Origin of the sequence: Pseudahrensia aquimaris (assembly GCF_042676045.1) — a bacterium.
GTDB lineage: Bacteria > Pseudomonadota > Alphaproteobacteria > Rhizobiales > Rhizobiaceae > Pseudahrensia > Pseudahrensia aquimaris.
Genome location: NZ_JBHTJV010000003.1, coordinates 784,215 through 805,158 on the forward strand (window position 1 = coordinate 784,215; position 20,944 = coordinate 805,158).

Genomic DNA, 20,944 nt, shown 5'->3' on the forward strand with positions numbered 1-20,944 from the left:
AAGGTCAGGTGCGCGATTATCAGCTCTCTTTGAAGTTTTGCCGTTTTGAAACGATGCTAGCAGTGAGCACACCGACGGTGACGATAGCTATCAAAATGGTGCAAACGGCGTTGATCTCTGGTGTTACGCCCAAACGGACCTGCGAGAAAATTTTCATGGGCAGCGTTGTCGCGCCGGGACCAGACGTGAAGTTTGCGATCACTAAGTCGTCAAGCGACAAGGTGAAAGCGAGAACCCAACCGGCAAAAACGGCAGGCAGGATGATGGGCAGGGTTACCTGAAAAAAAGCCCGCACAGGTGTTGCGCCCAAGTCTAGTGCCGCCTCTTCCAAAGAGCGATCAAACGACAATAGTCGCGACTGGACGACTACGGCGACGAAGCACATTGAGAATGTGATATGCGCCAGAATGACTGTCACCATGCCGCGTGCCAGATCAACTGCAACGAACAAGAGAAGCAGTGACAGGCCCGTAATAACTTCAGGCATCACCAAGGGCGCAAAAACCATTCCCGAGAACAAAAGCCGTCCCGGAAAGCGCGTGTATCGCACCAGTGCAATGGCAGCCAGCGTGCCTAGAACCGTGGCGACACTGGCCGAAACAATCGCTACGCGGATCGTAACCCATGCGGCATTGATCAAGCCTTCATTGGCAAAGGCGGCTGCATACCATTGGGTCGAAAACCCAGCCCAAACAGTCACAAGTTTCGAGGCGTTGAAGGAGTAAACCACGAGCAGCAAAATCGGGATATAGAGGAAGGCAAAGCCCAAAACGATTGATGTGATGTTGAAACGTGACCACGTATTCATCAGTTCGCCTCACGCGCAATTGCCTGGCTACGCTGGAACCACACGATGGGCAGCACGAGCAAAAGCAACAGAATGATCGCCACAGACGAGGCAACGGGCCAATCCCGGTTTTGGAAGAATTCATTCCAGATCGTTTTACCGATCATCAAGGTCTCGCTGCCGCCCAGCAGTTCGGGAATGACGAATTCACCAACGGCCGGGATGAACACAAGCAAGCTACCGGCGATCAGACCCGGCAAAGCCAGCGGGAAGGTGATGCTCCAAAAAGCACGAAGCGGCGTGCTGCCAAGATCAAGCGCCGCTTCGATGAGAGAACCATCTTGGCGTTCCAAATTTGCGTAGAGCGGCAGCACCATGAACGGCAGATAGGAATAAACGATGCCGATATAGACAGCGATGTTGGTGTTAAGCAGTGTCAAAGGCTCATTGATTACGCCAAGCCAGAGAAGGAACTGATTGAGCAACCCTTCCTTCTTCAGAATGCCGATCCATGCATAAACGCGGATAAGAAAAGACGTCCAGAACGGCAAAATTACAAGCATGACCAAGACGGGGCGCAATCCGCGCGGCGCTTTGGCCATGCCGTAGGCCAGAGGAAAGCCGATAAGCGCGGTGAGAACTGTTGAAACCAGCGCAATCCAGAGGCTGGAAACGTAGCTTTTCCAGTAGAGGGAATCTTGCGTGATGAAGACATAATTTCCGAATGAAAAGCGGTTCCACGCTGCCACAAGACCAGACCAACCATCGGACCAATTCAGCGTTGGCGAGTAAGGCGGGATGGCAATGGCGGGCTCTGAAAGAGACACTTTCGCGACCAGCAGAAAGGGCGCAAGGAAAAACAAGGCGAGCCACAGATACGGAATCCAGATGGTTGACCGCTCACCAATTGCGCGCAGAATTCTCATGATGTGAGCACCAATCCGGCCGCTTTGTCGAAGCTGACCCAGACCCTGTCTTCCCATGTAAGCGGATTGTTTTCAATTTCGCGGTTTAACACTGCGACCTTGGCGAAATCGCCACTCGCCAGCTTTACCTTGTAATATGTTACGTCGCCCAGATAAGCGATGTCCCAAATCTCGCCAGCAAGAGCGTTACCGTTGGGTTTCGGCTTGTTGCGGGAGATGATCATCTTTTGCGGGCGGATGGCGAAAGTGACGTCTTGTCCCTTAGAGACGCTGGTACTGCACTCCACTTGCAGCGTGTCGCCGTGAGCGTTTTCCAGTGTTGCCGCCGCGGCCTTCACGCCAGTAACGCGCATTTCCATCTGGTTGATATCACCCAAGAATCCAGCGACATATCGGCTGTTTGGTCGTTCGTAAATCTCCACTGGCGGAGCGGTTTGCACCAGCTTGCCCTTATCCATCACCGCAATGCGGTCCGCGACCGTCATCGCCTCTTCCTGGTCGTGGGTCACGATCATGAAGGTGATGCCGAGGCGCTCTTGCAGATCAACCAATTCAAATTGAGTCTCTTCCCGCAGCTTGCGGTCGAGCGCACCCAGCGGCTCGTCTAGCAACAGCACGCGGGGTTGTTTGGCTAGTGAACGGGCGAGCGCCACCCGCTGCCTTTGGCCGCCGGAAAGCTGATCGGGCTTACGGTGGCCGAAGTCTTGCATCTTCACCAGCGAAAGCATTTCCGCGACGCGGTCGTCCAGCTCTCCCTGCGGCATGCCCTCTTGCTTCAAGCCAAAACCAATATTCTTCGCCACACTCATATGAGGGAACAGGGCGTAGGATTGGAACATCATGTTGACCGGGCGACGATAAGGCGGCACTTGCGCCAGGCTTTCGCCCGCTAACAGCACATCGCCATCACTGACCGTTTCAAAACCTGCCAACATGCGCATCAGAGTGGTCTTGCCACAACCAGAAGGCCCCAGCAGAGCGAAAAATTCGCGTTCGTATATTGCAAGGTCAAGGTTCTCGACGGCGACCACGTCGCCATAGCGCTTGGTGACGTTTCTAAACTCGATAAAGGGTTTCGCTGCCGGATCATTCCACGGCTGAAACTGGTTGCGAAAACTATTGGCCTTGTCGTGCACTTACAAACCCCGGGCTGCCTAACGCATGGCTTATCAAAGCAGACAAATCGGCAGAATCAAACGGTCATTCAAAAAGAAACGGCGGCCTGCTTTCGCAAGACCGCCGTTAATGTCGGGCAGACCGCACCGGGCGTCTTCTTTCGAAGTCAAACTCCGGCGCGGTCGCCTCCTCCCGAGCTCTGACCGCTCCCTCGGCCTCCGCAGGTTACTGACCAGTTTTCACCCTCGTCCAGGTGCGGGTCAGCGTGCGCTGCGAGCGCGCGTCAAAAGGCGTGGTTGTATACAGCTTGGCCATCGTGGCCTCGTCCGGATAAATCGCAGGATCTTCCAGCACGTCTTTTTCCAGCAGTGGCTTGGACGCCTGATTACCGTTGGCGTAGTAGACGTAGTTGGATGCCTTCGCGATCACCTCTGGACGCATGATGTAGTTGAGGAATTCGTGGGCCTCTTCAACGTTCTTCGCGTCGGCGGGGATTGCCATCTGATCGAACCACATCTGCGCGCCTTCTTGCGGAATGGTATAACCGACTTCGACGCCGGCTTTCGCTTCTGCTGCGCGGTCGCGGGCTTGGAAAACATCACCGGACCAGCCGACAGCTAAGCAAATGTCGCCGTTTGCGAGCGCATTAATATATTCCGATGAATGAAATTTCTGGATGCTTGGCTTTATCTTGGCGAGCAACTCACCAGCAGCTTCAATATCGGCAGCGTCTTTGCTGTCCGGGTTCTTTCCAAGATAGTTCAGTGCAGCCGGAACCATTTCTTCTGGTGCATCCAACATGTGCACGCCACAGTCTGCAAACTTAGCTAGTTTTTCAGGATCGAATATCGTGTCCCAAGACACTGGCACACCGCCTATGCGTTCTTGTGCAGCTTTGATGTTGTATCCAATCGCCGTGGTGCCCCACATGTAATTGATGGAATAGGTTGCGCCCGGATCGTAGACTTCGGTGCGCTTTTGCACTTCATCCCACAGATTTGTTGCATTGGTCAGTTTGGATTTATCGAGCGGCTGGAACACCCCTGCCTTAATTTGGCGGCCCAAAAATGTACCAGAAGGAACAACGATGTCGTAACCTGTGCCACCCGCCAGTAGCTTGGTCTCAAGAATTTCGTTGGAATCAAAAACGTCATACACGACCTTGATGCCCGTTTCCTTGGTGAAGTCGGCCAAGATCGATTCATCTATGTAGTCGGACCAGTTGTAGACGTTGACCACGCGCTCCTGTGCAGAGGCTGAAACAATAATAGCAGCGGTGGCTGCGCAAAGGGTGAACGACTTCAACACTGTCTTCATGCGAGACTCCTGTTTGGTGGAGCGTGTAGGCCGTCTTTACGGAAGCTCCCATCCCGTGGTTGGCAATCTAGGTCAAGGTTTGGCAGCCTTGCAACTGGATTCAATGCCGCAAGCGAGCATTTTTGACGATTTTTAGGCGCAAATTGCATCAAACCAATACAATTTGTCCTTACAGGTAAGTTGCACGTTCGAAAGGGGAAATGTCGCCCGCAAAGCGTAACAGTTCTGCCCTCTTGAGATGGCTAAACGTGGCAGCCATCTCACGACCCAGGGCGCGCTTCACGAAGGCGCTTTTATCGAACAGTTCAAGCGCGGTTTCCGGCGCATTGGGCAGCGCTTCGCCACGGTTCGGCGTTGTCTCATCATAGGCGTTGCCCTCCAGCGCTGCGGGCGGATCGTCACCGGCGTCGAGGCCGTCAATGATGCCTTGCAGCAGGGCCGCCATCAAAAGGTAAGGATTTGCGTCCGCTCCGGCCACACGATGTTCCACACGCTTGGCAGCGTCCGGCGCAGCAGGCAGGCGCAGTGCAACCGAACGGTTGTTGTCCCCCCAGTTGGCACGGGTCGGCGCATAAGAACCGGGCGCCAAGCGACGATAACCGTTGATAGAATTCACAAACAGAGCTGTTGCATCCTGCATGGAAGCCAACAGGCCAGCAACTGCATGATGCTGACGGATTGTGCCTTTGTCGCCGGAAAAGATATTGGTGCCGTCTTTGTCCAAAATGCTGATGTGCACGTGCATTCCGTTGCCAGGCTGCCCTGCAAACGGCTTAGGCATGAACGTGGCGCGCATTCCTGAATCTCGGGCTGTTTCCTGCACAATGCGTTTGAGCATCACAACGTCGTCAGCGGCGCGCAGAACATCAGCGCGATGGTTGAGATTGATTTCAAACTGACCAGGTGCCGCTTCTTTGATGATTGTGTCGATGGGCAAATCTGCCCAGGAGGCTGCGCGGTGGATCGTATCGAACAGACTTGAATGTTCAGACAACGCTTGAAGGTCATACATGAACTGGTTTTCGCCACCCGCAACAGTTTCGCCATCGAGCGGCATGACGTTGCCAGTCTCGTCTTCAACCACCAGATGAAATTCGATTTCGAACGCGGCGACGGCTGTTAGCCCACGCTCGGTGAGGCGTTGGACAGCACGGCGCAAGGATTGACGGCAGCAACTCGCGAAGCGCTCACCATCGGGTGTCCATGTTTCCAGCAACACCTGCGCTCGGCGCTGATCTTGCTCTTGGTCGCTATCGCTGCCCCAAGGGATAACGCTCAGCGTTTCTGGTACAGCGCGGTAGAAGCCGTCGCGATCACCGCTGGAAATGTGCAAGCCGGTTTCGCCCACTTCATTTCCCCATACATCCAGACCATGCAGCGAGAGCGGAAAATTGACGCCTTCACCAAAGGCTTTCTTCAGCGCGCCAACCGGCGCCCATTTACCCCGCGCAATGCCGGAAGGGTCAGTGACGACTAGTTCTACCGTTTCAACGGCGGGATGGGCTTGAAGAAATGCTTTGAGCGTATCGGATGCCATATTGGTTCGGGTTCGCATAAAAACGTTGATCGCATCCATGACGCGCCCTGACCCGTGAAGTCAATTGACTTCGATTCAGGCACAAAAAAACCCGCTTCCGATGTTTCGCGGAAGCGGGTTTTTCAAAGTTTCATTAATCGACCTTACAGCTGAGAAGCGATGCGGGCGATTGTGTGTTGATAGGCGGTCGACTCGTTCCACGAATTCAGCACACGGAAATTTGCGCTGCCCGGTTGGTAGGAGCCGCCTGCGCGCCAGCCTTTCGACTTCAGGAAGTTTGCAGCCGACGCCAAAGCATCGCGCGAATTGCGGATCAGGTCGCGCTTGCCGTCACCGTTGCCGTCTTTGGCGTAACGGAGATAGTTTGCAGCCATGAATTGGGTTTGGCCGAGTTCACCGTGGAACGCTCCGCGCATTTTTGAGCGGGGAATCCAGCCCTTGTCGAGAATTTTCAGTGCAGCAATCAGGTTTGGACGGAAAAGACCGGCGCGACGGCAATTGTGCGAAAGCGAAGCCAGCGAGTTGATCGTGTCAATGTTGCCGGTGAAACCACCAAAGTTGGTTTCTTTACCCCAGATCGTCACCAAGACTTCCTTCTGAACGCCGTATCGTTTTTCGATAGCGTTCAGAAAGCTGCTCATACGCTTCATTTTTGAACGGACGTTCTGCAGGCCACCCATGTTTTTGAGCGACTTCTGGTAGTGTCGGTTGATGTTGGTTTTGCTGCGACCAGCCTTTTTGAAGTAGCGTGCCTGACGCTGATCGAACTTGATAACTTTCGGCAAATATTTTGCGTTTGCCAGCGCTTTCATGCCACGGCTGCCGACGCCAGCAGCTTTTGCCTCGGCCGCAAACTGCTTTTTAAATGTGTTAAACCCGTTGGCGTTGTTGCTGCAGCCAACCGCATAGGCTGGTGCTGCCAGCATGACGGTTGCGATTGCAGCGGCGATGAATGAAGTTCTTTTCACGGGATCCCTCCGAGTTGTCCAAATGTCTTCAGCGGTGAAGCGGCGCTGCGGTTTGGGCAGACAGCGGCTCATTTTAATTGCGTTTGGTGAGAGCGAATCGGGGCACCGATTGCACTTCTTCCCAGCTCTCTCGCTACCATAAATATGGTTAACGAGTGGGTAACAATTACCACAATTATAAAGGTTAGTCAGGACAGTGACGGTAATGTGACCGGCGGTCTTCCGCTAATTCAAGTTAGACCGTATGCGCCAAAACCTTGTACGAGATCGTCCAAACCCAGCGGTTTGGTGATCGGCGGTGCTGCTCGTGCAACACAATCTGAACGCTCACACAACCGACAGGCGGAGCCTACGGGCACCGGCCCTGCGTGACGAATGTCCGGCAGCAACTGGGCGTGGGTGATGCGGCGGGTCGCTATATCTTCGCCGGAAAAGACCACCGTGCCACGCCCTTTGCCCTCCTCCATCGGTTGATTGGCCTGTAGGACTGCCTTGGCGTAGTCATCCTCAATGCCCAATAATACTGCGGTGCGGCGTGGGCGTTCTCCCGCCCCTGCGACAGGTCCATCAAGCGTTCGGCAAATGGTCAGAAATACATCTCCGTTGGGCATGATTACCCGTTCGGCCAAAATAGCGTCCGGGCTGGAAAAGGCTGCATGGATTGCCAGTTTCGGGCAGTTTCCTCCAAAACGAGCGATGGGGAAACCCTTAGCACCAACACGGCGCAGCACTGTGCCCGCCTGATCCACTTCCATCATAAAGAACGGCAATCCTGCACGTTTTCCGGAACTCTTATCTTGCAATGCAACCAGTCTTTGAGCGACTTGCGCGAAACTTGTCTCGAAACGGGCGGTAAGCACGTTCAAATCGTGTTTGACCCGCTCGGCCGTTTGCAGGAAACGCTCGTAGGGCATCAGCACTGCAAGAGCGGCGTAGCGGGAAAGTTCCATCCGCGCCAGGCGCTTTGCTTCGTCGCCTGTGATCTTCAATAGCTCGATTTCTTCGTCCAAAACCGCACTTTCGCGGCGCAAAACGAGTTCTTGCGCCAGCAATTCGGCCCTGTCCGCCCGTGGAAGGCGCTCCGACAGGAACAAGCGACCGGAATGACGATCATAGCGTTTGCGCCAGACGGGCATGGTTTCAACGGGCAACACTTGAACGGATATCCCGTGGTCGGCCCGCAGCAGAGAATAGAGCGCGGCCATACGACCCGAATGGGCTTTCAGCGCTTCGGTTATCCGCTCTGCTGCGCGTTCGAGGGCGGGAAAGCACCACGGAGCGTTTTCGAAGGCGCTTCGGACGACATCAACAGGCAGTTGGCTTTCCTGCGGCCCAACCACCTGCCCGGTCTCACCCATCAAGTTTGAAAGATCCGACAGCCGTGTCTGTTGCTCGCGGTAAGCGCGGTAAAGTTTGACGATTGCAGCACTTGCATTCGGTGCACCATCGGAGATTTCAAGCAACTCGGTGTCTCCTGGCAGTTCACCTTCAAGCAGAGGATCGGAGAACACCTCCTTCAACGCGCTGACCGAGCCGGTATCGCTGGATGGTTGCAGGGCTTCAACGTCGATTTTGTAGGTGCTGACGAGTTTGAGCACCAATTGCGCCGTTAGTGGCCTTTGGTTGCGTTCGATCAGGTTCAGATAACTGGGGGAAATGCCTAGCTCGGCCGCCATCGCGGTTTGGGTTAGATCCAACCCGTTGCGAATGCGGCGCACGCGGGGGCCTGCAAAGATTTTGGTTTCAGCCATGAAATTCAGCTCGCCAAGTGGCGCTTTTACAAATCCCGATCACAACAGCTCAAGATTATTACTTTTTTGACAAAATGACAAATCCAAATTGTCATGATTGGCACAATGCGACCCCAATTCCGCAGGAAACACGCATTTTTGCGAGACTTCCGCGATTACGCTGGTCAATGTCACGGCACAGCACGGGTTATGACTTTTGTGACATGCCCAAACTGCCGGCGCCAAATGTCGGAAACGCAAAACACAAGGAGACTGCCATGAGCGATCTGGAAACACCGATCAAAAAAGCCAAACAGCGGGCCGCTGAGATGTCGAATGAACGCGCATCGTCAGTCAACGCCGATCAGGAAACCGCAATCCGCCAATTGGCGAACGATCTGCACCGCTTGAACCATGCCGTAATGAAAGCCGTTGATGCTGGCGTCAGCGTCGAACTCGTGCGTTCCGCACGCCATCATGGCGGCGAGGGCAATTGGGGCGACCTGATGGTGCCGGTCATCGTTAAAGGCTAATTGCGCCCACGAGCGAGCAACTTTAAGAGGCCGGGTCAACGATCCGGCCTTTTTGTTTAACCTGTTTGGCGAGGGGTCAGGCTGGCAGATACGCCCGCAATACCGCGCCATTGGCGGAAGACGTGTGAAATCGGCGTCGACTCGCTGTGATGATCGGAGAAAACATCGCGGTCTTTGCCCGGCAATTGGTGTTCCGGCAACGTTTCAAAACGCAGGCGCATTGGCGTCAGCAAACCTTCGCCGAAAGCTATCGCTTCACGGTTTGCCAACGACGACAGGAAGGAAATCGTGCTGCGCGAGGCATTCGAGATCGCCTTGCGCATGAGCATCTGGTCCTGCTCGTTCGACAGGCGCAGCGAGAAGACCGTGCTGCACTGGGAGAGAATGGTTGCATCGAGCTCAGCGGGACGCTGGGAAATAATCGCGATGAAGGAACCGTATTTCCGGCCTTCTTTCGCGATGCGGGCGATGGCGCGGCGTGACGGTTCGAAGCCGGATTTTCCCTCTGGGATATAACGGTGAGCCTCTTCGCAAACCATGAGCGATTTCATCATGCCTTGACCTGCGATGCACAGTTCAAACGACAGGCGACACAAAACGGAAGCCAACACGTTCACCACTTCGCTGGGCAGACCAGCCATCATTAAGATGGTGAGGTTATGGCGGCGATTGTGAATGTTGAAGAAGGAATCGATCACTTCTTCTGCGCGGTCAGTGATTGTTTTATCACGGAACATAAAGCGATAGCGCGGGTCGTTGCTTTGGGCGACAACGCGGGACTTTAGCGACTTCAAAACGAGGCGCTGGAAGCGGGCTTCCAACAAGCCGATTTCCTCGTCAATGATCGCGAGAAGATCGGAGATGCGGTAGGGTAGCGGCGTGTCTGCTGTCAACATCGAAGCGCTGTCAGAGCGCAACGAAAGGCGCTCTTCGCCTTCGCGGAAGCGCTGTTTGGCTTCGGGAATGATCTCGCGCAACACCGAGACTTCCTCTTCTTCCACGGGCTTGCCGCGAAAAAGCACTTCGGCGAATTCTTCCAGCTGGAACATCCAAAAAGGCAGCGAAAGGTTGTCTTGGTCGATGGTGGTCGCTTCGGGAAACGCGGTCGCGTATTCGTTGTGCGGATCAAGGATAACCGTGCGCAAATCCGGAACGGAAGTGACGCATTTGCGCAGCAAAAGCGACACGGCCGACGACTTGCCGCAACCTGTGGAGCCCAGAACGGCGAAGTGCTTTGAAAGCATGGCCTCAATGTCGATGTGAGCAGGAATCGTATGCTCTTGCGCCAAGTGACCAACCGTGACGGACAAACGTCCAGATGCAGCGTAAAGCGAAGCTAATTCGGCGGCAAAAATGGACTTTGCAACAGTGCCAATCGGCGGATAAGAGGAAATCCCCTTGTGGAATTTACGCGAGCCATCTGGCTGCAAACGCACCTCACCTTGAAGTTCCACCTCAACGCGCAGTCTCGATTCGCCCTCGGAATTGCGAAATTCTGACAGCCGATGCACGAGGCCAACAACTTTGTTGTTTTCGACCGCCAGCGTGATCATCTGACCAACAGTCACGGCAGAAGAATCGTCTTCGGGGCGGGTTTCAACCACAGCCTCGACACCGTCACAGGTAACAAGAACGCCAATGGCGATGAGGTCTGCTTCGTTGGGCGGCGTGACATGCGTTGCTACAGCGACTGGGTCCGGTTCGGTCGCCGCTTGGGGCACGGAAACAGGCTGAGTAACAGGCTGAGAAACAGACTGGGGCGCGGCTGGGACTTGTTCGCTCAACGCTGACATCGCCATCGCCTGCTGCTCGTGCACAGGATTTGGTTGTTGGGGTGCAGCGGCAGGTGCCGCTGGGATCATCTGAGAATGTGGTGCAGGGGCTGCTGGCGATTGAGTCGCAGGAGCAGGAGCTTGCGGGGTTGCCTCGATTGGCGCTGCTTGCGGTTGAGGCTGCATGGGCGCTTCGCGGGGCAAAGATTGCTCGCCCATCAGCACACGGGCCATGTGGCTTTGCTGCGATGCTCCACCTGGTGCAGGTGGAAGACGCTGCGGTTGAGGGCGCGATGCAGCAGATTTGGGCGCCTGCTCGGTGGCAGCACGCTGTTGAGCTTCCGTCGCCGCAGCAATGCGGCGCATGAGTGCGTCTTTGTTCATTCTGTTTCCGTGCCCCGGGTGTCTAGCATTTAAAGTAGCCCGATTGGTGTAAACAAACCGTATTCAAGAGCGTGAAGAGTGTTTGCTTTGAGATGGCGTTTTCATCTGGTAGGAGGCTGAAAAGGCCCAATGAAAGCGCGTTTGGCATGACCGGAATTCAAAAAGACAATCTGCAACAAAGCCTCTCCGCGCGCGGAGTGGCGGACGCTTTGGATGCGAAACTCTGGCTCGGTGACAAGGGCATCGAGGACATAGAATGCATCACGCCTGATATTGCAGGTGTGCCGCGTGGCAAAATGATGCCGTCTCCGAAGTTTCTAGGGTCTACTGCCCTGGCGTTTCCAACTTCGGTTTTCATGCAGACAATTTCCGGCGAATACCCTGAAGAGAGTGATACTTTCGAATATCCCGCCACCGATGGTGATTTGCGCTTGCAGCCGGATCTTTCCACCCTTTCCCGCGTTCCGTGGGAAACCGACCCAACGGCACAAGTAATCTGCGATATCGTCAGCCATACGGGTGCAACCATAGACTATGGCCCCCGTTCGGTCTTGAAGCGGGTTGTAGCCGCCTATGCTGACAAAGGCTGGAAACCGGTTATTGCACCCGAAATGGAGTTCTACTTGGTGCAGGCGGAAGGCGATCCGAACCAACCCCTGCAAGCGCCGATTGGCCGTTCTGGCCGCAGGCTCGGCGGTGGATCGTCCTATTCAATTGCCAGTATTAACGAATTCGACGATCTTATCGACGACATCTACGACTTTTCCGAAGCGCAGGGCTTGGAAATCGAAACGCTGATCCACGAAGAGGGCGCGGGGCAGCTGGAGATAAACCTCAACCACGGCGACCCGTTGGAACTGGCAGATCAGGTGTTCATGTTCAAACGAACAATCCGCGAGGCGGCGTTGAAGCACGGCATGTATGCGACTTTCATGGCAAAGCCCATTCAGTCTCAACCCGGATCAGCGATGCACATTCACCAATCGGTGGTGGATTTGGAGAGCGGCAAGAACATCTTTTCCAACGCCGAAGGCAAGGAATCCGAGCTGTTTCACAGCTTCATCGGTGGCCTGCAACGCTATCTGCCCAATACGTTGGTGATGATGGCACCCTACGTGAACTCCTATCGACGGTTGACCACCGGCGGCTCGGCTCCGGTTAACGTTCAATGGGGTTATGACAACCGCACCACGGGACTGCGTGTGCCAACATCGGAACCGGAAGCCAGACGGGTGGAAAACCGCATTCCTTCTTCGGATACCAACCCCTATCTCGCCATCGCCGGTTCGCTTGCCGCTGGATATTTGGGGATGGTGGGAGGGCTGAAACCCGAACCGGCGGTCACGACCACGGCCAATGAAGGACAGATCGACCTGCCGCGCGGGCTTTTGGAAGCCGTTCAATTGCTGGAAGATGAGGAAGCATTGGTACCACTATTGGGTAGTGATTTTATCTCCGTTTATGCAGCAATAAAAAAGCAAGAATTCGAGACTTTCATGCGCGTGATTTCGCCGTGGGAGCGCGAATATCTGCTGATGAACGCCTAGAGCGCCCACAGCATGAGCGATGCGTATCAATCCCCCGTTTCGCCAGGCGTTTCCTGGTATGAAGCGACAGTCGGAGACCGGCCCACTTACCCCACGCTGGATGGTGATAAAACTTGCGATGTGGTGATCGTGGGTGGCGGTTTTTGCGGGCTTTCCGCAGCCTATCATCTGGCAAAAGCGGGTAGTTCCGTCGTGTTGTTGGAACAGCACCGCTTGGGAGATGGCGCGTCTGGACGCAATGGCGGGCAGATGGGAACGGGACAGCGGGCTTCTGTTCTAGAGATGGAGCAGGCATTCGGGTTCGAGCGAGCCAAAGCGCTGTTTGACATGGCTGAAGATGCAAAAACCAATCTGTTTGAGACAGCCAAGGCGGGTAACTTCGAGTTCGACTATCAACCCGGCCAACTGACCCCAATGCACAAGAAGCGCTACGAGGCGGAAGCGCGTGAAGAGGTCGAGGCTCTGAACGGCCGCTTTGGCTATGGCGCGGTCGACTGGCTAGACCAACGCGAGATGGCGCAGGCTCTTGGCAGCGATCACTATGTTGGCGGAGGATTGCGGGACGTAGGCACCGGTCACATTCACCCGATGAAATACCTCGTCGGTTTGGGCAAGACAGCGGCGCAGACAGGTGCGGAGATTTTCGAGACTACGCGCGCGCTGGCCTTCAATAGTGTGCAAGGAAAAATTGAGGTGAGAACTGCCAGCGGCACAGTTCGGGCCGAACGTTGCCTGATGGCATTGAATGGACACCATAATGACGTCCACCCTGCCCTTTCATCGAAGATTATGCCGATACAAAGCTTCATCGGCACTACAGCGCCGCTGGGCCACAATTCACCAGTATTGCCGGGCGGTGAGGCAGCAGATGACAGCCGGTTTGTGGTACGCTATTTCCGCAAAACGATTGACAATCGGTTGCTGTTTGGCGGGCGTGAGGCTTATGGCAAGGCTACGCCCGGCGATATTCGCCGTACGATCAACAAGCAAATTGCCGAAATTTATCCGATGCTGGACGGGGTGGAATTGACCCACGCTTGGGGCGGCAATGTCGCCATCACCATGCCACGCCAGCCCTACGTCCGTGAACTGGAACCCGGCCTTTGGGCAGCGGGCGGCTTTTCGGGCCACGGGGTGATGTTGTCGAATTATACCGGCCGGATGATTGCGGAAAACTGGTTGGGCAAGAGCGAGCAGATTGACCTTTTGCGCGAACTCAAAATTCCGTCCTTTCCCGGTGGCAAGTGGCTGCGCAATCCGCTGAAAGTGCTAGCGCTGACGTGGTATGCGATGGTCGACAGGGTCTAACCCGTGTTGACGCGGCTCATGTCGCCGTCAGCCCATTTCATCACTTTCGGATTCATGATGCGGAACCAGAGCGGCGGTATACCTGCCAGCCAAAAAGAGCCCGGATAGCCGGACGGCAGGCGCGGCAATTCATCGAAATTACGAAGTGACTGGTATGGCCGCAACGGGTTGGCGTGATGATCGCTATGACGTTGCAGATGAAACAGCATAAGGTTTGAAACGATGTGGTTGGTGTTCCACGAATGGTGCGGTGCGCAAGGTTCGTAACGCCCGTTCTCCATGCGCTGACGTTTAAGCCCGTAATGCTCGACATAGTTGGCTTGGGTAAGCGCATACCAACCCGACAAGCTGCAAATGATGATGAACGGAATGACATGAAAGCCGAAAGCGATGACCAACGCCACCGCCGCTAAAAGCCAAATCGCATAGCCTTGTAAAATGTCGTTGCGCCAATGCCAGAAGGACAACCCGCGACGCTCAAGTCGTTTGGTTTCATTGGCCCAACCCCGAGCCAGAGCTCCGGGCAGTTCACGCCGGGCGAAGGCATAGATGGATTCGTTGAAGCGCGATGAGGCACAGTCTTCAGGTGTTGCAACATGAGTGTGGTGGCCGCGATTGTGTTCGATGCAAAAATGGCCGTAACCGGACACAGCGCAGGCAAATTTTGCCATCCATTGATCGAGCCGCCCTTGTTTATGACCCAATTCGTGGCCAACCGTCAGCGCCGTTCCATTGATCTGTCCCACACTCAGCGCGAGAAACAGCATGGCCCAAAGCGGTATATCCTGCGTGCCCACGAGCCAAGCTGGAACCAGAAAGCCCAACCAAAAGAGCGGTACGGCGGCGTAAAGCAGATAACGGTAGTAATTGTCTTCCGCCATTTGTTCGAGAATTTCATGTGGCGGGTTGTGTTCATCCTCGCCAAAAATCCAATCAAGAACGGGGATCGCAATGTAAGCGTAAAAAAACGCAAATGTGAGCGCTAAAGGATGCTGGCCAGTGGCAAAATACAGCCAGACAGAAAGGACCGGAGACAACGGCACAGTGAGTGCTAGCAGCCAAAGATATCGCTTCGTATCGCGATACTCGATGCGCTCGCCAGTTTTGGTTTCCGTTACAAACAACATGGTTTTTAGCTTAGCCGTTTCACGATGACATTGCCAACGGAATACCCCGCGCCGAACGAACAAATAATGCCGATTCCATTCTCGGGAAAGTCTTCATGGTTCTTTGCAAATGCGATGATAGAGCCGGCCGAAGACGTGTTGGCGTAGTCCTGCAAGATATTGGGCTGTTCATGCGGTTCAGGCGTACGACCCAGCACCTTTTTGCCGATGAAATCGTTCATGCTTTTGTTGGCTTGGTGGAGCCACAGGCGATCAAGCGACTTTGGGTCAATGCCCTCATCTTCACAGTGATCGCGGATCAATCCAGACACGATGGGCAACACTTCTTTAAAAACCTTGCGTCCGTTTTGCATGAACTGCATGTCGCGGCGATCTTCCGTGCCGCTGGGGCGGGATCGGCGCAAAAAACCATTGTTGTTTCGGATATTGTTTGAAAATTGCGTCAGGCAACGGGTGGAGAGAACTTCAAACAAGGTATGGGAAACCGCCTGCTCCTTTTCTTCCAAAACTACGGCTGTGCAAACATCACCAAAAATAAAATGACAATCGCGGTCACGCCATTCCAGATGGCCGGAACAGATCTCAGGGTTGACCATCAAAATGCAATTGGCTGAGCCGGAGCGGATCATATCCGACGCCGCCTGAATGCCGAATGTGGCTGAGGAACAGGCGACATTCATATCAAAACCGAAGCCTTGAATGCCCAGCGCCTCTTGGATTTCGATAGCGATAGCCGGATAGGCCCGCTCGTGGTTTGAAGCGGCGCAGATCACCGCATCGACTTCAGACGGCGCCTTGCCAGCACGAGCCAGCGCTTCGGTCGCGGCCTCGATTGCCATCTCGGTCATGATGCCGTGTTCTTCATCGTCTCTCTGGCGAAGCTGTGGATGCATCATATCGGGATTGAGAATGCCCGATTTGTTCATCACATGGCGGCGTTCGATTCCGGAGGCGTTGAATATGAATTCGGCGCTGGAATGGGGTATTGGGTCGCGGTGGCCTCCCGCAATCTCCTCGGCATGTTCGGCGTTCTGCTTGTCGGCATAGGCATTGAATGCCTCGACCAGTTCATCGTTGGTGATAACTTCCTGCGGCGTAAAGACACCGGCACCGCTGATAACTACTGAACGCATAATCTATTCCAACCCCTTGTGTGGTAGCCAAAACTAGAGCCAAGTTGGGGCGATAACAAGCCGGAGTGAAAGTCCTTATGAGCGGGAAAAACACGAAATCCCTCGCCACGCATTTTGCCCAAGCTGGAGGGGCGATAGACCCGACGACCGGCGCTGTCGTGCCGCCCATTCACAACGCGACGACCTTTGTGCGCGATGAAAATTACGAGCCGTTCAGCCCCGACCACATCTATTCGCGCGATCAAAACGATCTGTATCGGTTGGCTGAAAGTCTGTTGTGCGAGGCGGAACACGCGCAAGCTGGCTTGCTGCTGCCTTCAGGCATGGCGGCTGTGGCAACGCTGGTTCGCACCGTGCCAAACCGGGGTCGCATCGTTTTGCAATCCGGCATCTACTGGGCAGCGACCAAATTCGTGCGCGAATTTTGTGCGCGTCGTCAGGTGGAATTGGTGGAGGTTGATTGCGCCGATCAAGCCGCTTTTCGCGAGGTTTTGGAAGGCCAAAAGGCTGATCTGGTTTGGATTGAAACACCGTCTAACCCCTATTTGAAAACGGTTGATGTCGCTGCAAGCGCAAAGCTGGCCCATGCAGCCGGTGCGGTGCTGGCCGTCGATTCAACCGCGGCCACTCCGATCCTTCAACAGCCGCTGGATTTGGGTGCAGACATTGTGATGCATTCTGCGACTAAAGGCATCAACGGTCATAGCGATGTTCTTGCGGGCTTTGTCGCCTGCCGGGATGCGTCTCACCCCATTTGGGAACTCTTGAAGACAGACCGCGCGGGCGCGGGCGCTGTTATCGGTTCGTTCGAAGCATGGTTGTTGGTGCGCGGCATGCGCACGCTGCCGTTGCGGGTGGAGCGAATGAGCGAGAACGCGCTTGCGGTGGCTGAAGCCATGCACGCTCATTCTGGGATAGACTCCGTGCTCTATCCCGGTCTGCCCAGCGACCCTGGCCATGTGCTCGCCAAAGAGCAGATGAGTGGAGGCTTTGGCTCGTTGCTTTCCATCCGCGTGAAGGGCGGTCGCGAAGCGGCGCTGAAAGCCGTTGGCAAGATGCAGGTGTTCAAGCGCGCAACGTCGCTCGGCGGGGTTGAAAGTCTGGTCGAACACCGTCACACGATTGAAAACACTGTGCCGGACGATTTGCTGCGGCTGTCGGTTGGCATTGAGAGCGCCGATGATTTGATTGGCGATCTCGTGCAAGCACTGGGCTAACTAGACGCAACGCCCGCCATCAACCTCCAGCGCCACGCCAGTGATGAAGTTGGCCTCATCGCTGGCAAGATAAAGAGCGGCATTGGCCATGTCTTGCGGGTCACACATGCGGCCCATCGGGATGACGCTTTTGAACGCTTCGCGCTTCTCCGGCGTGTCACCGCCAATGAAGTCATCCATCATGGCAGTGGGGCTCACGACAGGGCACAGCGAATTGACGCGGATGTTCAGCGGCGCAACCTCAACCGCCATGCATTTGCAGGCATTGATGACCCAGGCCTTTGACGCGTTGTACCAAACCAGACCAGGGCGCGGGCGCAGACCGGCAGTGGACGCGGTAGCGATGATGTTGCCGCCGCCCTGCTTTTCCATCTGCGGGATAACCACTTTGGAGGCGTGAAACAGCGCTTTCATGTTCACATCCGTTAGACGGTCAAATGTGTCTTCATCAACGCTCAGGAGCGATTGGTTCCGGTGGGTATAGCCAGCGTTCAAAACGAAAATATCGCATGCGCCAAAGGTATTCACGGCCGCCTCGATCATCCGTTTATTATCTTCCAGTGAGGCAACATCCACCTGCACTGCCAGTGCAGCATCGCCGATGTCGGATGCACACTTCTGAGCGGCATCCATGTTCGTGTCGGCAATGATGACCTTTGCTCCCTCGGCTGCAAACCGTTTGGCCATCGCTTCGCCAAAACCGGCACCAGCGCCGGTGATAACCGCAACTTTTCCCTCCAGCCGCATGGACCTAACCTCCCTTACGTTTTCAACTTGCCAATCCTGTTGAAGCCGCCAGAGTATGGCAAGCCTTCTTCTCAACCGTGCTTTGTTTTCATGTCCCAGCCCTGCTTCATCCGCCCTGCGACGGCAGCTGATGTTCCATTTCTTCAAGCCTGTGCGCAAAGCGCCTACGAGATTTATATTGCTGCTATCGGCCAGAAGCCCGCGCCGATGGTGTTTAATTTTGAGGCGCATTTGGCAGACCACACCATCGAAGTCATCGAGCAAACCGGTGGTGTTGCAGGCTACATGGTTTGGAACCTCATGGATAAATGCCTATTTCTCGATTCCATCGCTATCTTGCCGTCCCACCAAGGCAAAGGCTTGGCATCACAGGCCATGAGGCATCTGGAGGCGCAGGCCAAGGCTAATGGCAAGGCTGCGATTGAGCTTTACACCAATGAGAAAATGACCGGGAACCTAACGCTCTATCCGCATTTGGGATTTGTCGAAACCGACCGCCGGCAAGAAGATGGGTTCAATCGCGTTTTCTTCCGCAAGTGTCTTTGACTCGGTTGAACATTTACAACGCTAATTTAATCGATTAAATTTCTGACACGCCTCTGTGAAAGAATTTGCCTGTGACCCGTCAGATTATTCCTGTTGCCCCCTTTGACTATGTGCTGTTCGGCGGCACGGGTGATCTTGCACAGCGTAAATTATTGCCTGCTCTCTACCATCGAGACCTTGACGGCCAACTGCCCGACGCAGCACGCCTGATCGGGGCCTCTCGCGCTGAATTTGATGCTGACGGCTATCAGGCCTTTGCCCGCGAAGCACTAGAGCAGCACGTGCCAGCCACGCTCTTGGAAGCAGAATGTCTGGAGCGGTTCCTCGCCCGGCTAGACTACGTTGCCATCGACGCTATGTCAGATGACGGATGGAATGATTTGAAATCCATGCTCGATGCACGCGACGATGGGCGCATCCGCGCTTACTATCTCGCTGTCGGGCCACGCCTGTTTGGTCCGATCGCCGAAAGGCTCGACAAGTTTGATTTGATCGACGAGCGAACAAGGCTTGTAATTGAAAAACCTCTCGGTCACGACTTGGATTCCGCAATTGCACTCAACAATGCGGTGGGCGCCCATTTTCGGGAAGATCAGGTTTTCCGCATCGACCATTATCTTGGCAAGGAAACGGTCCAAAACCTTCTGGCACTGCGCTTTGCCAATGTGATGTTCGAGCCACTCTGGAACGCGGCTCACATTGACCATGTTCAGATCACAGTTGCTGAAACAGTCGGTGTCGGCGACAGGGCCGGCTACTACAACCGCTCCGGCGCGATGCGCGACATGGTGCAGAACCATCTGCTGCAATTACTCTGCCTTGTGGCAATGGAACCGCCTGCTTCGGGCGAAGCGGATTCGATCCGCGATGAAAAACTGAAAGTGCTTCGCTCTTTAAGGCCGATCACAGGAGAGAACATCGAAGCAACTACCGTGCGCGCTCAATACAAAGCCGGTGCCGGGCCTGATGGCAAAGTAGATGGCTTTCTCGATGAGTTGGGCGAGGCAAGCGATACGGAGACCTTTGTCTCGCTAAAGGCTGAAATCGACAATTGGCGCTGGGCGGGCGTGCCGTTTTACATGCGCACGGGCAAGCGCATGGCGATGCGCATGTCTGAAATCGTCATCCAGTTTCGAAGTGTTCCCCATTCGGTATTTGGTTCCGGCGCAGGTGCGCCCGTTGCGAACCAATTGGTGTTGCGTTTGCAGCCTGATGAGTTCGTCAAGCAATGGATCATGATCAAAGACCCCGGACCTGGCGGGATGCGGTTGAAACACGTTCCGCTGGATATGAGTTTCGCAGAGAATTTCGACGAGCGCGCGCCGGATGCTTATGAACGCCTGCTTCTTGATGTAATCCGCGGCAACCAGACCCTGTTCATGCGCCGCGACGAAGTAGAGGCCGCATGGCGCTGGATTGATCCGATCTTTGAAGCCTGGGAAGACCGTTCCCAAGCCGTGCGCAGCTATACCGCAGGAACTTGGGGGCCGAGCCAATCAATTGCTATGATTGAGCGCGATGGGCGAACTTGGAATGACGGCGATGCTTGAGTCCACGATGGTTGATATGGAAATTTTCGACAGTCGCGAGAGCCTTGCTGAAAATTTGGCCAAATCCATAGGCGACAGTTTGCGCGAAGCGATTTCCGAACGCGGAGCGGCGAGCATGGCTGTTTCCGGCGGCAGCACGCCAAAGCTGATGTTCCAAGCCTTGTCTCAACAGGATGTCGATTGGTCTCGCGTGACCATCACGCTGGTCGACGACCGCTGTGTTGCTCCCAATCACGATCGCAGCAACGATCGCTTTGTGCGGCTCAACCTGATGCAGAACTGGGCAGCGCAGGCACGTTTTTTGCCGCTTATCGGCGCCAAGGCGGAAGACCTCACCGCGCTTATGCCGTTCAGTATATGCCTGTTAGGCATGGGAACAGACGGCCATACAGCCTCGTTCTTTCCCAGCGGAGATACGCTGGCGCAAGCGACCGACCCAAAACAAGCCGCTCCCATGATCCACCTGAGCGCAAAAGGCGCTGGCGAAGAGCGGGTGACACTCACCCTACCTGCTATCATCAGTGCCAAGCGCTTGATCTTGCATATCGAAGGCGCAGAAAAACGAGCTGTTCTTGATAAGGCGCAAAAGTCTGGTGACGCCAATAAGCTGCCCATCCGCCATGTTTTGCGCGCTAGCAAGACGATTGAGACATATTGGGCCGCGTGAAAGCGGCAGCCAACGCAACAGTCGAGGAATTG

18 protein-coding genes are annotated in these 20,944 nt (G+C 55.0%); 7 read left to right on the forward strand and 11 right to left on the reverse strand.

The window, feature by feature from the left end; all coding sequences use genetic code 11:
* Window positions 1–19: 19 nt before the first annotated feature.
* From ACFQ14_RS07160 to ACFQ14_RS07190, 7 genes are all read right to left on the reverse strand, one after another.
* On the reverse strand, window positions 20–808 hold the full coding sequence (locus ACFQ14_RS07160) for an ABC transporter permease (protein ID WP_377212010.1): 789 nt from the start codon (window positions 806–808) through the stop codon (window positions 20–22).
* Window positions 808–1,713, reverse strand: coding sequence for an ABC transporter permease subunit (locus tag ACFQ14_RS07165; protein ID WP_377212011.1), 906 nt, complete (start codon window positions 1,711–1,713; stop codon window positions 808–810). The genes ACFQ14_RS07160 and ACFQ14_RS07165 overlap by 1 nt, the downstream gene beginning before the upstream one ends.
* Window positions 1,710–2,849: an ABC transporter ATP-binding protein gene (locus ACFQ14_RS07170; protein ID WP_377212012.1), complete on the reverse strand. Its 1,140-nt coding sequence runs from the start codon at window positions 2,847–2,849 to the stop codon at window positions 1,710–1,712. The genes ACFQ14_RS07165 and ACFQ14_RS07170 overlap by 4 nt, the downstream gene beginning before the upstream one ends.
* 205 nt (window positions 2,850–3,054) lie before the next feature.
* Window positions 3,055–4,146 (reverse strand): polyamine ABC transporter substrate-binding protein, encoded by a 1,092-nt coding sequence (locus tag ACFQ14_RS07175; protein WP_377212013.1) that lies wholly within the window; start codon window positions 4,144–4,146, stop codon window positions 3,055–3,057.
* 169 nt (window positions 4,147–4,315) lie between these two features.
* A complete protein-coding gene (locus ACFQ14_RS07180) occupies window positions 4,316–5,722 on the reverse strand; it encodes a glutamine synthetase family protein (protein ID WP_377212014.1) in 1,407 nt (468 codons plus the stop codon).
* A 104-nt stretch (window positions 5,723–5,826) separates the two neighbouring features.
* Window positions 5,827–6,651: a lytic murein transglycosylase gene (locus tag ACFQ14_RS07185; protein ID WP_377212015.1), complete on the reverse strand. Its 825-nt coding sequence runs from the start codon at window positions 6,649–6,651 to the stop codon at window positions 5,827–5,829.
* A gap of 230 nt (window positions 6,652–6,881) precedes the next feature.
* The gene (locus tag ACFQ14_RS07190; protein ID WP_377212016.1) at window positions 6,882–8,402 is read right to left on the reverse strand and encodes a helix-turn-helix domain-containing protein; all 1,521 of its coding nucleotides are present in this window, start codon (window positions 8,400–8,402) and stop codon (window positions 6,882–6,884) included.
* A 308-nt stretch (window positions 8,403–8,710) separates the two neighbouring features.
* Between ACFQ14_RS07190 and ACFQ14_RS07195 the strand changes: the two genes are divergently transcribed.
* On the forward strand, window positions 8,711–8,914 hold the full coding sequence (locus ACFQ14_RS07195; protein WP_377212091.1) for an SMc00767 family acetate metabolism repressor: 204 nt from the start codon (window positions 8,711–8,713) through the stop codon (window positions 8,912–8,914).
* A gap of 56 nt (window positions 8,915–8,970) precedes the next feature.
* Here ACFQ14_RS07195 and ACFQ14_RS07200 read toward each other — a convergent pair whose 3' ends face one another.
* Window positions 8,971–11,070 carry an ATP-binding protein gene (locus ACFQ14_RS07200; protein ID WP_377212017.1) on the reverse strand — a complete coding sequence of 700 codons (2,100 nt, stop codon included), beginning with the start codon at window positions 11,068–11,070 and terminating at the stop codon, window positions 8,971–8,973.
* A 146-nt stretch (window positions 11,071–11,216) separates the two neighbouring features.
* Here ACFQ14_RS07200 and ACFQ14_RS07205 point away from each other — a divergent pair, with 146 nt between their 5' ends.
* Both ACFQ14_RS07205 and ACFQ14_RS07210 read left to right on the forward strand, forming a co-directional pair.
* Complete coding sequence (locus tag ACFQ14_RS07205) at window positions 11,217–12,617, forward strand: glutamine synthetase family protein (RefSeq protein ID WP_377212018.1); 1,401 nt, start codon at window positions 11,217–11,219, stop codon at window positions 12,615–12,617.
* Window positions 12,618–12,629: 12 nt separating this feature from the next.
* Window positions 12,630–13,925, forward strand: coding sequence for an NAD(P)/FAD-dependent oxidoreductase (locus ACFQ14_RS07210; protein WP_377212019.1), 1,296 nt, complete (start codon window positions 12,630–12,632; stop codon window positions 13,923–13,925).
* Here the strand turns inward: ACFQ14_RS07210 and ACFQ14_RS07215 are convergent.
* Both ACFQ14_RS07215 and ACFQ14_RS07220 read right to left on the reverse strand, forming a co-directional pair.
* Window positions 13,922–15,052, reverse strand: coding sequence for an alkane 1-monooxygenase (locus ACFQ14_RS07215; protein WP_377212020.1), 1,131 nt, complete (start codon window positions 15,050–15,052; stop codon window positions 13,922–13,924). The two genes, ACFQ14_RS07210 and ACFQ14_RS07215, sit on opposite strands and share 4 nt — an antisense overlap.
* A gap of 5 nt (window positions 15,053–15,057) precedes the next feature.
* Window positions 15,058–16,185, reverse strand: a complete 1,128-nt coding sequence (locus tag ACFQ14_RS07220) for a beta-ketoacyl-ACP synthase III (RefSeq protein ID WP_377212021.1) — start codon at window positions 16,183–16,185, stop codon at window positions 15,058–15,060.
* A gap of 77 nt (window positions 16,186–16,262) precedes the next feature.
* On the opposite strand from ACFQ14_RS07220, the gene ACFQ14_RS07225 reads away from it, so the two are divergent.
* Entirely contained in the window at window positions 16,263–17,402 is a 1,140-nt protein-coding gene (locus ACFQ14_RS07225; RefSeq protein WP_377212022.1) for a trans-sulfuration enzyme family protein, read from the forward strand.
* Here ACFQ14_RS07225 and ACFQ14_RS07230 read toward each other — a convergent pair whose 3' ends face one another.
* A complete protein-coding gene (locus tag ACFQ14_RS07230) occupies window positions 17,403–18,149 on the reverse strand; it encodes a glucose 1-dehydrogenase (protein ID WP_377212023.1) in 747 nt (248 codons plus the stop codon).
* Window positions 18,150–18,239: 90 nt separating this feature from the next.
* Between ACFQ14_RS07230 and ACFQ14_RS07235 the strand changes: the two genes are divergently transcribed.
* The 3 genes from ACFQ14_RS07235 (at window position 18,240) to pgl (ending at window position 20,912) form a co-directional block, all read left to right on the forward strand.
* Entirely contained in the window at window positions 18,240–18,695 is a 456-nt protein-coding gene (locus tag ACFQ14_RS07235) for a GNAT family N-acetyltransferase (RefSeq protein ID WP_377212024.1), read from the forward strand.
* 71 nt (window positions 18,696–18,766) lie between these two features.
* Complete coding sequence (gene zwf, locus ACFQ14_RS07240; RefSeq protein ID WP_377212025.1) at window positions 18,767–20,245, forward strand: glucose-6-phosphate dehydrogenase; 1,479 nt, start codon at window positions 18,767–18,769, stop codon at window positions 20,243–20,245.
* Window positions 20,229–20,912: a 6-phosphogluconolactonase gene (gene pgl, locus ACFQ14_RS07245; RefSeq protein WP_377212026.1), complete on the forward strand. Its 684-nt coding sequence runs from the start codon at window positions 20,229–20,231 to the stop codon at window positions 20,910–20,912. The genes zwf and pgl overlap by 17 nt, the downstream gene beginning before the upstream one ends.
* The last annotated feature ends 32 nt before the right edge of the window (window positions 20,913–20,944 follow it).

What these genes read in the sequence shown, in the direction of transcription:
- ACFQ14_RS07195 (WP_377212091.1), top strand. Translation starts at nt 8,711, where the DNA reads ATGTCGAATGAACGCGCATCGTCAGTCAACGCCGATCAGGAAACCGCA.
- ACFQ14_RS07165 (WP_377212011.1), bottom strand. Translation starts at nt 1,713, where the DNA reads ATGAGAATTCTGCGCGCAATTGGTGAGCGGTCAACCATCTGGATTCCG.
- ACFQ14_RS07180 (WP_377212014.1), bottom strand. Translation starts at nt 5,722, where the DNA reads ATGGATGCGATCAACGTTTTTATGCGAACCCGAACCAATATGGCATCC.
- ACFQ14_RS07160 (WP_377212010.1), bottom strand. Translation starts at nt 808, where the DNA reads ATGAATACGTGGTCACGTTTCAACATCACATCAATCGTTTTGGGCTTT.
- ACFQ14_RS07175 (WP_377212013.1), bottom strand. Translation starts at nt 4,146, where the DNA reads ATGAAGACAGTGTTGAAGTCGTTCACCCTTTGCGCAGCCACCGCTGCT.
- ACFQ14_RS07190 (WP_377212016.1), bottom strand. Translation starts at nt 8,402, where the DNA reads ATGGCTGAAACCAAAATCTTTGCAGGCCCCCGCGTGCGCCGCATTCGC.
- ACFQ14_RS07230 (WP_377212023.1), bottom strand. Translation starts at nt 18,149, where the DNA reads ATGCGGCTGGAGGGAAAAGTTGCGGTTATCACCGGCGCTGGTGCCGGT.
- ACFQ14_RS07235 (WP_377212024.1), top strand. Translation starts at nt 18,240, where the DNA reads ATGTCCCAGCCCTGCTTCATCCGCCCTGCGACGGCAGCTGATGTTCCA.
- ACFQ14_RS07205 (WP_377212018.1), top strand. Translation starts at nt 11,217, where the DNA reads ATGACCGGAATTCAAAAAGACAATCTGCAACAAAGCCTCTCCGCGCGC.
- ACFQ14_RS07215 (WP_377212020.1), bottom strand. Translation starts at nt 15,052, where the DNA reads ATGTTGTTTGTAACGGAAACCAAAACTGGCGAGCGCATCGAGTATCGC.
- ACFQ14_RS07200 (WP_377212017.1), bottom strand. Translation starts at nt 11,070, where the DNA reads ATGAACAAAGACGCACTCATGCGCCGCATTGCTGCGGCGACGGAAGCT.
- ACFQ14_RS07225 (WP_377212022.1), top strand. Translation starts at nt 16,263, where the DNA reads ATGAGCGGGAAAAACACGAAATCCCTCGCCACGCATTTTGCCCAAGCT.
- pgl (WP_377212026.1), top strand. Translation starts at nt 20,229, where the DNA reads ATGACGGCGATGCTTGAGTCCACGATGGTTGATATGGAAATTTTCGAC.
- ACFQ14_RS07220 (WP_377212021.1), bottom strand. Translation starts at nt 16,185, where the DNA reads ATGCGTTCAGTAGTTATCAGCGGTGCCGGTGTCTTTACGCCGCAGGAA.
- ACFQ14_RS07210 (WP_377212019.1), top strand. Translation starts at nt 12,630, where the DNA reads ATGAGCGATGCGTATCAATCCCCCGTTTCGCCAGGCGTTTCCTGGTAT.